Origin of the sequence: Mycoplana azooxidifex, assembly GCF_014196765.1 — a bacterium.
In the GTDB taxonomy this organism is placed as follows: Bacteria; Pseudomonadota; Alphaproteobacteria; order Rhizobiales; family Rhizobiaceae; genus Mycoplana; species Mycoplana azooxidifex.
This window is the reverse complement of sequence record NZ_JACIEE010000006.1, coordinates 275,220-287,269: the sequence shown is the minus strand read 5'-3', so window position 1 is coordinate 287,269 and position 12,050 is coordinate 275,220. Positions and strand designations below refer to the sequence as shown.

Here is a 12,050-nt window from a genome sequence, read left to right as displayed (position 1 = left end):
GTGTTCCTTCAGAAGGTCTGGCCGGCGAGCATCGCCAGGTGTTCGACGATGGGGCCGAGGGCGAGTGCCGGGAAGAATTGCAGACCGCCGAGAATAAGGATGATGCCGAGCAAGAGCCCGACGAACAGCGGACCGTCGGTGGGGAAGGTGCCGGCGGAGGCGGGAACCTTGACCTTAGCCGCCAGCGATCCCGCGATCGCCATGACAGGAACGACATAGGCGAAGCGGCCGAGCAGCATGGCGATGCCGAGCGTGGTGTTGTACCAGGGCGTGTTGCCGGTCAGCCCGCCGAAGGCGGAGCCGTTGTTGCCGGCGGCCGAGGTATAGGCATAGAGGATTTCGGAAAGGCCGTGCGGGCCGGCCGTGCCGACGCTTGCCACAGCAATGGGCAGCATGGCGGAGACGGCGGTGAAGCCCAGGATCGCCAGCGGCAGGATCAGGATGGCGAGGATGGCAAATTTCATCTCGCGGCCCTCGATCTTCTTGCCGAGGAATTCCGGCGTGCGGCCGACCATGAGCCCGGCGACGAAGACGGACAGCAACGCGAAGACGAGCATGCCGTAGAGCCCCGAGCCGACGCCGCCCGGCAGCACTTCGCCGAGCTGCATCAGAAACATCGGCACCAGTCCGCCGAGGCCGGTGAACGAGCCGTGCATGCCGTTGACGCCGCCGTCCGAAAGCCCGGTGGTCACCGCCGCATAGAGGGCGGTCATCGCCTGGCCGAACCGGACTTCCTTGCCTTCCGTGTTGCCCTGAGCGGGATCGAGGCCGAGCGCCGTCAGGATGGTATTGCCCTGGCCTTCCGCCCAGTAGGTGGCGGCGACGCCGGCAACGAGCAGGATGGTGATCGCTGTGATCAGCGCCCAGCCCTGGCGGCGGTTGCCGACCATCTGGCCGAACGTGTAGACCATCGCCGCCGAGATCGACAGCATGGCGAAGATGTTGAGATAGTTGGAAAGCGCCGTCGGGTTTTCGAACGGATGGGCGGCATTGACGTTGAAGAAGCCGCCGCCATTGGTGCCGAGCTGCTTGATCGCTTCCTGCGAGGCGACGGGGCCAAGCGCGATGACCTGCTGGCCGCCCTCAAGCGTGGTCGCCGTCACCGACGCGTCGAGCGTCTGGGGCAGGCCCATGGCCACAAAGGCGAGCGCCACGACGAAGGAGATCGGCAACAGCACGTAGAGCGTGGCGCGCGTCATGTCGACCCAGAAGTTGCCGAGCGTTGCGACCCTGGAGCGCGCGAGCGCGCGGGTGAAGGCGATCGCAAGCGCCATGCCGGTCGCAGCCGACAGGAAGTTCTGGACGGTGAGGCCCGCCATCTGGCTGAAGTGGCTGAGCGTGCTCTCGCCGGCATAGTTCTGCCAGTTCGTGTTGGTGACGAAGGATACGGCCGTGTTGAAGGCGAGGTCCGGCGCCATGCCGGCAAAGCCCTGCGGGTTCAGCGGCAGATGGGCCTGCAGCCGCAGGATCGCGTAGAGCGCGACGAAGCCGGCGAGCGAGAAGACGAGCATGGCGACGGCATAGGAGAGCCAGCTCTGCTCCTTGTCCGGGCGGATGCCGCCGAGCCGGTAGAGGCCGGTCTCCAGGCCCCCGAGCACGGGCGAAAGAAGGGTGCGCTCGCCGGAAAAGACCCGCGCCATGTAGAGCCCGAGCGGCTTTATCACGACGAGCACGGCGAGAAAGAGGAGGCTGATCTGCAGCCACCCGATGAGTGTCATGGGAATTCTCCGGATAGATCAGAAGCGCTCGGGTCGCAGAAGCGTGACCACGAGATAGACTGCGAGCGCGATGGCGACAAAAAGGCCGAAAAGAGGCTCGATCATGCGGGCCTCACCTCACAGGCTGTCGAGGACGCGGGCGTAGACCGCGAGCGCCAGAAGCGTGCCGCAACCCAGCGCCATATAGATGATATCGGACATGTGCGTTCTCCTGTTGGTACAGGAGAAGCATTAGGGGATGGCGAGGTCAGGTTTCGATTGCGAAGACGCCGGTGGGGCGTAAGGAAAGGATAAAGGGGGCGGGACGGCGTCGCGCGGCCGGAGGATTGCGCGCGCTGCGAGCTAGCAGGCTGCCCCAGACTGTCCGCCGATAGTGTCCATGTCGAACGGTCGACCCAACCGTCTGGCGCCAGTTAGGAATGTGAATCGGGCAGGGGGAAACCTGCCGGTGACGACGAGAAACTTGTGTGACGGCCGCAATATGGGGAGAGCTCGCCGCCCGGCACCCGGGTCGGACAGGATTTTTATGGTGCCCCCAGCAAGACTCGAACTCGCGACCCCCTGATTACAAATCAGGTGCTCTACCAACTGAGCTATAAGGGCACTCTGCGACGGAGTTAGCATATTCCGCCGGGCTGTAAAGCGAAAAAGCGCGTCTCAGATGGTCCAGTCCGCCGTCGCCGGCGATTGCGGGATCACTTCCTTGCAGAGCTGGACGGTGCGGGGCAGGACCTCGGCGAGATGGTCGATGAGCGCGCGGACGGCGGGCAGCATGCCGTGTCGCGAGGTGAAGGCGGCGTGCATGCTCTGTTCGGGCGAACTCCATTCGGGCAGCACGGCCACGAGCACGCCGGCCCGAAAGCCGCGCTCGACGATGCTGTCGGGCAAAAGGCCGATGCCTACCCCCTCGATTGCGGCGCGCTCCAGCATGCCGAATTCCACGGCGGAGAGGATGGGGTTGTGGGCGATGTCGCAAACCTCGCCGGTCGTGTTCACGAGCGACCAGACGGCCCGCCCCGTATGCTCCTGTATGGCGAGCGTCGGCAGCTTCGAGAGGCTTTCCAGCGTGATCGGCCCGTGTGCGGCTACGAAGGACGGGCTCGCCGCCAGGAACTGGCGCGTGCTGGTGAACTTGCGGACGACGACCGACTGGTCGCCCTCGTAGCTCTCCCGCACCCTCAGCGCGACGTCGATCCGTTCCTCGATCAGATCGACCGGCCGATTGGTCATCACGACGGCAAGCCGGACCTGCGGATACCGCTTCAGAAAGGTCGGCAGGATGTGGGCCATCATGGGGGCGAAGCCCGGGGGCATGGAAAGGCGGATCGGCCCGGCCGGTTCCGACTTGGCGGCGGCGACGATCGTCTCCGCCTCGTCGACGCCCGCCAGGATCGTCTCGCAGCGTTCATAGAAGGTCTGTCCGATGTCGGTGACCCTGAGCTTACGGGTGGAGCGCTCGAGCAGGCGCACGCCGAGGCGGTCCTCAAGCTGTGCGACGCGCTTGGAGATCTTCGACTTCGGCACGCCGAGCGCGGTGGCGGCGGCGGTGAACCCCTTGTTCTTCACCACCGCGGCGAACAAGGCGAGATCGTTGAGGTCTTGCATGGCGGAACTCCAAAGCGCCTTCGATATCCTCTTATTGTTTCCCTCAGGAAACAGTCAATTGAATTTTGACCGGCTAATCCTTCGATTGTTTTCAGGACATATAGCTTTCACCGAAACTCATTTCAGAGGCACCACACAATGAACGTCCTCCACATCGACTCCGGCATCCTCGGCGACCACTCCGTCTCCCGCCGCCTGACCGCCGCGATCGCAGCCCAGGTCAAGGCCGATCATCCCGATGCGACGATCACCTATCGCGACCTCGTTGCCGACGCGCTTCCGCATCTGACCGGTGCGCACCTGATGGCCGCCAACGCCAAGCCGGAAGATGTCGACGCGACGGTGGCCGGCGACGTGGCGACGAGTGCCGTCGTGCTCGAGGAGTTCCTGGCTGCGGATACCGTCATCGTCGGCGCGCCGATGTATAACTTCTCGCTGCCGAGCCAGTTGAAGGCCTGGGTTGACCGCATCGCAGTCGCCGGCAAGACCTTCCGTTACGGCGAGAACGGTGCCGAAGGCCTCGCCAAGGGCAAGAAGGTCGTCGTCGTCTCCACGCGCGGCGGCCACTACAGCTCCGGCCCTGCAGCGATCATGGATCACCAGGAAAGCTACCTCACCGCCGTCTTCGGCTTCCTCGGCATCACCGACATCGAGTTCGTTCGCGCCGAAGGCCTGAACCTCAGCGACGTCTCCAAGGCGTCCGCGATCTCCGAGGCAGAGCGCAACATCACCGATCTCGGCAAGTTGAAGCTCGCAAGCTGAGCCGTCGTTCCTGATTGATCGCAAGCCCGCCGGGGTATGCCCCGGCGGGCTTTTTCTTGCTGTGAGCGGTGTCGCATGCGGCCGACCCGCGGCCTGTGTCGCGATCCGTGCTCGACACGTAGAAATATCGGTCTAGACTCTGCTGACATGCCAGGAAGCAGGCCAGGAACCAGGGGAGATCGCCGATGCGTCTCTTGTCTTGCATGCTGCTCGTCGCAGCCGTGCTGGTGGTACCGGATTGGGCCGCGGCCGGACCGCCCGACGCGCGTTGCACCTGCCGCAACCGCGATGGATCCAAGCACGCGCTCGGCGCGGTCGTCTGTCTCAATGTCGACGGACGCAAGTATCTCGCCCGATGCGAGATGGTGCTGAACGTCAGCAGTTGGCAGAAGGTGCAGGACGGCTGTCCGGTGGCGGCAACGGTCGGTCCGCTCGCTTCAACGCCCTACGAAGTACGGTGACCGCAGGACGCCTGCCTCGCCTTGGTCTGCTGGACCATGGCCGCCAGGCTCCTACCGGGCCAGATACTGGCGCGCGGCGTAGAGCGCGATGGCCGCCGCGTTGGAAACGTTCAGGGACTTGATCGCGCCGGGCATGTCGAGGCGGGCAAGCGCCTTGCAGGTCGTCCTGGTCTTCTGCCGCAAGCCCTTGCCCTCCGAGCCCAGCACCAGCGCCACCTTTTCGCCGGCCAGCGTCGCCTCGAAAGACTCAGGTCCCTCCGAATCGAGGCCTACCGAATGGAAGCCGTGCGAGTGCAGTTCCTCGAGCGCGTCTGCGAGGTTGGTGATCTGGATATAGGGAATGAGCTCGAGTGCGCCGGAGGCTGATTTCGCCAGCACGCCCGACTCGGTCGGCGAATGCCGCATGGTCGTGATCACGGCGCCGGCGCCGAAGGCGACGGCCGTACGCAGGATCGCCCCGACATTGTGCGGGTCCGTGACCTGGTCCAGCACCAGGATCAGCGGGCTCTCCTTCAGGGCGCCGAGCCTGCGCACGGGCAGGGGCCGCGTCTCCAGCATCACGCCCTGATGGATCGCATCCGCCCCGAGCACCTTGTCGATGTCGGACGGCAGCACGGTCTCGACCGGGTAGGGCAGGGTGGCCGGATCGGGCAGTTCCAGCCGCAGCGCGGCGTTCTTGGTGACCGACAGCCTGACGATCTGCCGCTCCGGATTGTCGAGTGCCGCGCGCACCGTGTGCAGCCCGTAGAGGAGCACCTGGTCGGGGGCGAGCGACGGCGCCTTCCAGTCCTCCGCCTGCCTGTGGCGGCGGTCGGTCTTCGGCGTCGGAATCTCGCCACGCTCGCGCTTCTGGTCGCGGTGCGCCCGGCGCAGCTTGGCGTAGTGGGTGTCCTTGGCGTTCTTGCCGCCTGCATCGTCCTTGCTCATGCTGCCTTATAGCGGCCGGCGCGAAATCCGCAAATCCAATGATCGCTGCGGCAGCGCCGGAGCCGTCATATTTTTCCCAACTTTTTCCAGAGCATCGTGTTGACAGGAAGAAACGGGCCGGTCATATACCCGGCGCAGATCGAAGGGGCGCCTCGCTCCGGCAGGAAACCGCTTCGTTCTGAAATGCTTGGTCGCTTGATCCCGACAGAAAAACGGAGGGATGCCCGAGTGGTTAAAGGGGACGGACTGTAAATCCGTTGGCTCAGCCTACGTTGGTTCAAATCCAACTCCCTCCACCATTCTGTTGGTACGGATCGAACGCCGCGGGTATAGCTCAATGGTAGAGCAGCAGCCTTCCAAGCTGAATACGCGGGTTCGATTCCCGCTACCCGCTCCAGCCTTTTCAACCACTTAGCTATACCGCTCGTCACTCGTGACAGCCGGCCGGATGACCAGTCAGCGACAGGCAATCCATTGCTGAAGCGAGACGGGGTTGTCGTGTCCCTTGCAGGACGGGAAATCCGTCAGCCGGCACCGCGCTCCGCCAGTGCTGCGGCCAGCGCCTTCGAGGCCGGCAGGCGCCGCTTTTGCATCTCCGCCTGGAGCCAGCCGAGATGCACCATGCGGATCTCTACCGGGACCTTATCGAGGCCGAGCCCGATGGCGGCTGCCAGCCGGTGCTTGCCCGAGGTGTGGCGGACGAGACGGCCGTCCTTGTCGATCGCAACGCCGATGTCGCGCTCGACGAAGTCCTGCCAGAACGACCGCGCCCGGCGCGGTTGCCGGCCGGTGTTGGTCGCGCGCTGGAAGCGGTTGCGCGGCAGGATGCCGGTGCGTTCGATATTGTCGATCAGGTCGGCATAGTAGCGGAAGTAGGCGTCGAGCTTGTCCACGGTATCGATCGTTTGGCCGTTGCGCCGCGGCGGCTTACCGTCGCCGATCTGGCGCAGATAAGTCCGATAGCGCCCGCCGTCGCGGAAGTTCTCCCGTGTCCGGCAGATCTCGACGATTTCCCGATGCGCAGGAGAGCGTTGGAGCAGCGGCAGCCGGTCCTGCCAGTCCCCGGCGTCGAGGAAGCTCTCGCCGATCCAGTGCCAGCCGTCGTCATCGACATATTTCTCGTCGAGCCGGTGCGTGAGGTTCCGCGGGTCGATTTCCAGGAACAGGCTTCCGCCGAAATAGGCTGCGGCCTGCCGCGGCGACACCGCCCGCCCGCCGTCCTGCGCCAGTTGCGCGACGGCCCGGTCGAACCGCTGCGGGAAGGCGAACCAAGCCGCGATCGACGGCAGGAAGAGATGCTCGAGCGCCTGCGCCACGAGCCCGGGACGGAGATGGCGGGTCGAAGGCGCGGACGCGACCGATGGCGAAAGAACTGATCCGGTCGTCTGACGCCCATCCTTGCCGGACCTGGGTGGCGAAGACGGAATCATGCGAGGTCTCGTATCTGCGGTATCCATGGGCGCAAGTTTCACATGAGAGCATGCGCGCCGCAATCGGCAATTTACCTGTTAAGCGCGTCGATCCGGTCAGGGCTGGGAGGTTTGGGCCGCTGCGGAGCCGCTTTTAAGAGCTCGGTTGAACAAACGGGAGCAAATGGATTTTTTGTATGCGGAAATGCCGGGCGATATGTTGGCCGGCGAGCCGCCGCGATCAACGCCTGGAGGCGTCTTGCCGTAGCGATCCGTAGCCGCCGGTTGCCGATGGATTTAGCGCTTGCGCATTCCTTGCGAAAGCCTTAAACGGCTGCCAAACCGGGAAGGGCCGGTTAAGCCCAAAGTTCGTTCACAGGAAGAATAAACATGGCAAAAGGTAAGTTTGAGCGCAACAAGCCTCACGTAAACATCGGCACGATCGGCCACGTTGACCATGGCAAGACGTCGCTGACGGCAGCGATCACGAAGTACTTCGGCGAGTTCAAGGCGTATGACCAGATCGACGCCGCTCCGGAAGAAAAGGCGCGCGGCATCACCATCTCGACGGCTCACGTCGAATACGAGACGCCGGCCCGTCACTATGCCCACGTCGACTGCCCCGGCCACGCCGACTACGTCAAGAACATGATCACCGGTGCAGCGCAGATGGACGGCGCGATCCTGGTTTGCTCGGCTGCCGACGGCCCGATGCCGCAGACGCGCGAGCACATCCTGCTCGCCCGCCAGGTCGGCGTTCCGGCGATCGTGGTGTTCCTGAACAAGGTCGACCAGGTCGACGACGCCGAACTCCTCGAGCTCGTCGAGCTGGAAGTGCGCGAACTGCTGTCGTCCTACGACTTCCCGGGCGACGATATTCCGATCGTCAAGGGTTCGGCTCTGGCCGCCCTGGAAGATTCGGACAAGAAGATCGGCGAAGATGCGATCCGCGAACTGATGGCTGCGGTCGACGCCTACATTCCGACGCCCGAGCGTCCGATCGACCAGCCGTTCCTGATGCCGATCGAAGACGTGTTCTCGATCTCGGGCCGCGGTACGGTCGTGACCGGTCGCGTCGAGCGCGGCATCGTCAAGGTCGGTGAAGAAGTCGAGATCGTCGGCATCCGTCCGACCTCGAAGACGACGGTGACCGGCGTCGAAATGTTCCGCAAGCTGCTCGACCAGGGCCAGGCCGGCGACAACATCGGCGCGCTGATCCGCGGCGTGAACCGTGACGGCGTCGAGCGTGGCCAGATCCTGTGCAAGCCGGGTTCGGTCAAGCCGCACAAGAAGTTCATGGCCGAAGCCTACATCCTGACGAAGGAAGAGGGCGGCCGTCATACGCCGTTCTTCACCAACTACCGTCCGCAGTTCTACTTCCGCACCACCGACGTGACGGGCATCGTCTCGCTCCCGGAAGGCACGGAAATGGTGATGCCGGGCGACAACGTCACGGTTGCCGTCGAGCTGATCGTTCCGATCGCGATGGAAGAAAAGCTGCGCTTCGCGATCCGCGAAGGCGGCCGCACCGTCGGCGCCGGCATCGTCGCCTCGATCGTCGAGTAATCGACGAAGGACGACGGGCTAAGGCTCGTTGGCAAGCTTAAAGGAGGCCTCGCAGGCAACTGCGGGGCCTTTTTCTCTCTCTCTCTCTCTCGCTGTGAATCTGGTTGCGCGCAGGCTGACCGCCCGCGTGGGTGTGCGTCGCGGGCTTGTTCATGGTCGCGGAAACGACGGCCCTTCCCAAGGACTGGCAGGGCAGGGGCGCTAAGAACGCTCTTACCCACCTCGGCGGACGCGTCGGCCGGATGCTTTCCACGCAGAAATCTCGCTTTTCTCTGAAAGGCGCTTGTCATCGTCGGGCAAGTTGAATAATAAGCCGCTGTTCCGGAGCGAACGCCGCGATTTGCAGGCGCTGCGACGGTGACGAAGGGGTATAGCTCAGTTGGTAGAGCGGCGGTCTCCAAAACCGCAGGTCGGGGGTTCGAGCCCCTCTGCCCCTGCCATTCGCCAGTCTGCGCAGGCTCTTGCAGCGGTGGGGTGTGGCGAAGGACCCGGTCCGGTCCAATTTCATCAAAAGCGCGTTTACCTCTTGTGAAAAGGAGAATCGCGCTTTATGTAGGGTCAAACAGACACGCGGTGCGTGGGGCTGATCATTCGGCTTTACGCGCCGTAATGGCGTGAGCATTCAATGGCATCCAAGACGAACCCGATAGCGTTTCTGCAGCAAGTCCGCTCTGAAGCGTCCAAAGTGACTTGGCCGTCGCGGCGCGAGACGACGATCTCGACCGTCATGGTTTTCGTCATGGTATTCCTCGCGGCGATTTTCTTTTTTGCGGCAGATCAGCTCATGGGATGGCTGATCGGCCTGATCCTGAACGTCGGCGCGTAATCGGGTTGGAGATCAGCATGGCTTCGCGTTGGTATATCGTTCACGCATATTCGAATTTCGAGAAGAAGGTCGCGGAATCGATCGAGGAGAAGGCTCGCCAGAAGGGGCTGGAGCATCTGTTCGAAAAGATTCTCGTGCCGACCGAGAAGGTGGTTGAAGTGCGCCGCGGCCGCAAGGTCGATGCCGAGCGCAAGTTCTTCCCGGGCTACGTCCTGGTTCGTGCGAACCTGACGGACGAGGCCTACCACCTGATCAAGAACACGCCGAAGGTCACGGGCTTCCTCGGTTCCGACAACAAGCCGGTGCCGATCCCCGATCACGAGGCCGAGCGCATCCTCGGCCAGGTGCAGGACGGCGTCGATCGGCCGAAGCCCTCGATCTCCTTCGAGATCGGCGAGCAGGTTAGGGTTTCGGACGGTCCGTTCGCGTCGTTCAACGGAACGGTTCAGGACGTCGACGAGGAGCGTTCGCGCCTCAAGGTGGAAGTGTCGATCTTCGGTCGCGCGACCCCGGTCGAGCTGGAATACGCCCAGGTCGAGAAAATCTGATCATCGGCGCCGCCGGACATTGTCCCGCGGCGCATGTCGAATTCCGGCGCCTTGACGGTGCCGGCCGCGGGGTGACCCGCAATCGCGTGGGAGGGGGAGGCGCCTGAAGCCGGGCGCCCGGAACCGCACCACGCAACCGCAGCCGCCGCACACCTTCGGGTTTGCGGCAATGTTGGCCGGGAGACCGGCCGCACACAGAAAGGCAGAGAGAAATGGCTAAGAAAGTTGCAGGCCAGCTCAAGCTGCAGGTCAAGGCAGGATCGGCAAACCCGTCCCCGCCGATCGGCCCGGCACTTGGTCAGCGTGGCATTAACATCATGGAATTCTGCAAGGCGTTCAATGCCGCCACGCAGGAAATGGAAAAGGGTATGCCGATACCGGTCGTCATCACCTACTACCAGGACAAGTCCTTCACCTTCATCATGAAGCAGCCGCCGGTCAGCTACTTCCTGAAGAAGGAGGCGAAGATCCAGTCCGGTTCGAAGCTGCCGGGCAAGACGAAGGCTGGCTCCATCACCAAGGCTCAGGTCAAGACGATCGCGGAAGCCAAGATGAAGGATCTCAACGCAGCCGACATCGACGGCGCAATGGCCATGATCGAGGGCTCCGCCCGCGCCATGGGCCTGGAAGTGGTAGGTTAAGACGATGGCTGGCAAGCGCACCAAGAAGATCAACGAAGGTGTTGATCCCACCAAGCTCTATGCTCTCGACCTCGCCATCGGCATGGTCAAGGAACGGGCTGTCGCCAAGTTCGACGAAACCGTCGAAGTCGCCATGAACCTCGGCGTCGATCCGCGTCACGCAGACCAGATGGTCCGCGGCGTGGTCAACCTGCCGAACGGCACGGGCCGTGACGTTCGCGTCGCCGTCTTCGCACGCGGCGCCAAGGCTGACGAAGCCAAGGCAGCCGGTGCCGACATCGTCGGCGCCGAAGATCTGGTCGAAATTGTCCAGGGCGGCAAGATCGATTTCGATCGCTGCATCGCCACCCCGGACATGATGCCGCTGGTCGGCCGCCTCGGTAAGGTGCTCGGCCCGCGCGGCATGATGCCGAACCCGAAGGTCGGAACGGTCACCATGGACGTCACCGGTGCGGTCAAGGCTTCCAAGGGCGGTGCTGTCGAGTTCCGCGTCGAGAAGGCCGGTATCATTCATGCCGGCATCGGCAAGGCTTCCTTCGACGCCAAGGCGCTCGAAGAGAACATCAAGGCCTTCGCTGACGCCGTCATCAAGGCAAAGCCGGCTGGCGCCAAGGGCAACTACGTCAAGCGCGTAGCCATCTCTTCTACGATGGGTCCGGGCGTCAAGATCGACCCGGCGACCGTCGCCTGATTTGGGCGCCTGATTTTTCCGGTCCGGCTTCGGCCAGGCCGCAACACGAATTCCCGGTCATGTCTGGCCGGGAATTTCCGGGGAAACCCGGAACTCCTGTCCGAGATTGCAGGTGGTTATCCCTTAATCACTTTGCCTGCATGAGACGGGTAAGACTCGGATTTCGCGCGAATGCGCAAAGTTCGGTTCGAACCTACCTTGCCTTGTGCCGCGACTGAGAGGTCGAGCGCGAGGGGACAGGATCCTCGAGCGTCGCTCGGGATCTTCGACAGATGATCCCTGGCGGCAAAGGCAAACCCGATGGGGACTGCGGATGTCCGTAGCCCCGTCAACTGGAGATAGGCAGTGGAAAGAGCGGAAAAACGCGAATTCGTCACGGAGCTGAACGAAGTCTTCAAGGCTTCCGGTTCGGTTGTCGTGGCCCGCTATGCCGGTATCACCGTTTCGCAGATGAACGATCTTCGTACGAAGATGCGTGCTGCGGGCGGAACCGTCAAAGTCGCGAAGAACCGCCTGGCCAAGATCGCCCTTCAGGGTACGGAGTCGGAAGGGATGACAGATCTCTTCCAGGGTCAGACGCTCATTGCATACGCAAATGATCCGATGATCGCTCCGAAGGTTGCCATGGATTTCGCCAAGACCAACGACAAGCTCGTTGTTCTCGGTGGTGCCATGGGTGCGACCACGCTCGACGCAGATGCAGTCAAGTCGCTTGCGACCCTGCCTTCGCTCGACGAGCTGCGCGCAAAGCTGCTGGGCCTGCTTGCAGCCCCGGCAACGCGCGTCGCCACGGTCGTTGCAGCACCGGCAAGCCAGCTTGCCCGCGTGTTCGCAGCCTACGCCAAGAAGGACGAAGCCGCTTGAGGCGGTTTTTCGCTGTAATTCAAACAACCCAG

At 63.3% G+C, this 12,050-nt stretch carries 13 protein-coding genes and 4 tRNA genes; 11 read left to right on the top strand and 6 right to left on the bottom strand.

Going from position 1 to position 12,050, the window contains the following annotated elements; genetic code table 11:
- Window positions 1-8 precede the first annotated feature (8 nt).
- The 4 genes from kdpA to GGQ64_RS15845 form a co-directional block, all read right to left on the bottom strand.
- Window positions 9-1,718 carry a potassium-transporting ATPase subunit KdpA gene (gene kdpA / locus GGQ64_RS15860; protein ID WP_183806033.1) on the bottom strand — a complete coding sequence of 570 codons (1,710 nt, stop codon included), beginning with the start codon at window positions 1,716-1,718 and terminating at the stop codon, window positions 9-11.
- Window positions 1,719-1,736: 18 nt separating this feature from the next.
- Window positions 1,737-1,823, bottom strand: a complete 87-nt coding sequence (gene kdpF, locus GGQ64_RS28310; protein ID WP_183806395.1) for a K(+)-transporting ATPase subunit F — start codon at window positions 1,821-1,823, stop codon at window positions 1,737-1,739.
- Window positions 1,824-2,245: 422 nt separating this feature from the next.
- Window positions 2,246-2,321, bottom strand: a tRNA-Thr gene (locus tag GGQ64_RS15850).
- A gap of 54 nt (window positions 2,322-2,375) precedes the next feature.
- Window positions 2,376-3,323 (bottom strand): LysR family transcriptional regulator, encoded by a 948-nt coding sequence (locus GGQ64_RS15845; RefSeq protein WP_183806031.1) that lies wholly within the window; start codon window positions 3,321-3,323, stop codon window positions 2,376-2,378.
- 138 nt (window positions 3,324-3,461) lie between these two features.
- Between GGQ64_RS15845 and GGQ64_RS15840 the strand changes: the two genes are divergently transcribed.
- Window positions 3,462-4,085 carry an FMN-dependent NADH-azoreductase gene (locus GGQ64_RS15840; RefSeq protein WP_183806028.1) on the top strand — a complete coding sequence of 208 codons (624 nt, stop codon included), beginning with the start codon at window positions 3,462-3,464 and terminating at the stop codon, window positions 4,083-4,085.
- 185 nt (window positions 4,086-4,270) lie between these two features.
- On the top strand, window positions 4,271-4,546 hold the full coding sequence (locus GGQ64_RS15835; RefSeq protein ID WP_183806008.1) for a hypothetical protein: 276 nt from the start codon (window positions 4,271-4,273) through the stop codon (window positions 4,544-4,546).
- A gap of 51 nt (window positions 4,547-4,597) precedes the next feature.
- On the opposite strand, the gene GGQ64_RS15830 is transcribed toward GGQ64_RS15835, so the two are convergent.
- Entirely contained in the window at window positions 4,598-5,473 is an 876-nt protein-coding gene (locus tag GGQ64_RS15830; RefSeq protein WP_183806006.1) for a TrmH family RNA methyltransferase, read from the bottom strand.
- Window positions 5,474-5,687: 214 nt separating this feature from the next.
- Here GGQ64_RS15830 and GGQ64_RS15825 point away from each other — a divergent pair.
- A tRNA-Tyr gene (locus GGQ64_RS15825) sits at window positions 5,688-5,772 on the top strand.
- 24 nt (window positions 5,773-5,796) lie between these two features.
- Window positions 5,797-5,870 (top strand) — tRNA-Gly (locus GGQ64_RS15820).
- A gap of 127 nt (window positions 5,871-5,997) precedes the next feature.
- Here the strand turns inward: GGQ64_RS15820 and GGQ64_RS15815 are convergent.
- The gene (locus tag GGQ64_RS15815; protein ID WP_183806004.1) at window positions 5,998-6,903 is read right to left on the bottom strand and encodes a ParB N-terminal domain-containing protein; all 906 of its coding nucleotides are present in this window, start codon (window positions 6,901-6,903) and stop codon (window positions 5,998-6,000) included.
- Between the two features lie 369 nt (window positions 6,904-7,272).
- Between GGQ64_RS15815 and tuf the strand changes: the two genes are divergently transcribed.
- The 7 genes from tuf to rplJ all read left to right on the top strand — a co-directional run bounded on the left by tuf (window position 7,273) and on the right by rplJ (window position 12,018).
- Window positions 7,273-8,448, top strand: a complete 1,176-nt coding sequence (gene tuf, locus GGQ64_RS15810) for an elongation factor Tu (RefSeq protein WP_183805978.1) — start codon at window positions 7,273-7,275, stop codon at window positions 8,446-8,448.
- 364 nt (window positions 8,449-8,812) lie between these two features.
- Window positions 8,813-8,888, top strand: a tRNA-Trp gene (locus GGQ64_RS15805).
- 185 nt (window positions 8,889-9,073) lie between these two features.
- Window positions 9,074-9,274, top strand: a complete 201-nt coding sequence (secE, locus tag GGQ64_RS15800; RefSeq protein ID WP_112600304.1) for a preprotein translocase subunit SecE — start codon at window positions 9,074-9,076, stop codon at window positions 9,272-9,274.
- Window positions 9,275-9,291: 17 nt separating this feature from the next.
- A complete protein-coding gene (gene nusG, locus GGQ64_RS15795) occupies window positions 9,292-9,822 on the top strand; it encodes a transcription termination/antitermination protein NusG (protein ID WP_183806002.1) in 531 nt (176 codons plus the stop codon).
- A 212-nt stretch (window positions 9,823-10,034) separates the two neighbouring features.
- Window positions 10,035-10,463 (top strand): 50S ribosomal protein L11, encoded by a 429-nt coding sequence (gene rplK / locus GGQ64_RS15790; protein WP_183806000.1) that lies wholly within the window; start codon window positions 10,035-10,037, stop codon window positions 10,461-10,463.
- 4 nt (window positions 10,464-10,467) lie between these two features.
- Entirely contained in the window at window positions 10,468-11,154 is a 687-nt protein-coding gene (gene rplA, locus GGQ64_RS15785; RefSeq protein ID WP_183805998.1) for a 50S ribosomal protein L1, read from the top strand.
- A 345-nt stretch (window positions 11,155-11,499) separates the two neighbouring features.
- Window positions 11,500-12,018: a 50S ribosomal protein L10 gene (gene rplJ, locus GGQ64_RS15780; protein ID WP_183805996.1), complete on the top strand. Its 519-nt coding sequence runs from the start codon at window positions 11,500-11,502 to the stop codon at window positions 12,016-12,018.
- The last annotated feature ends 32 nt before the right edge of the window (window positions 12,019-12,050 follow it).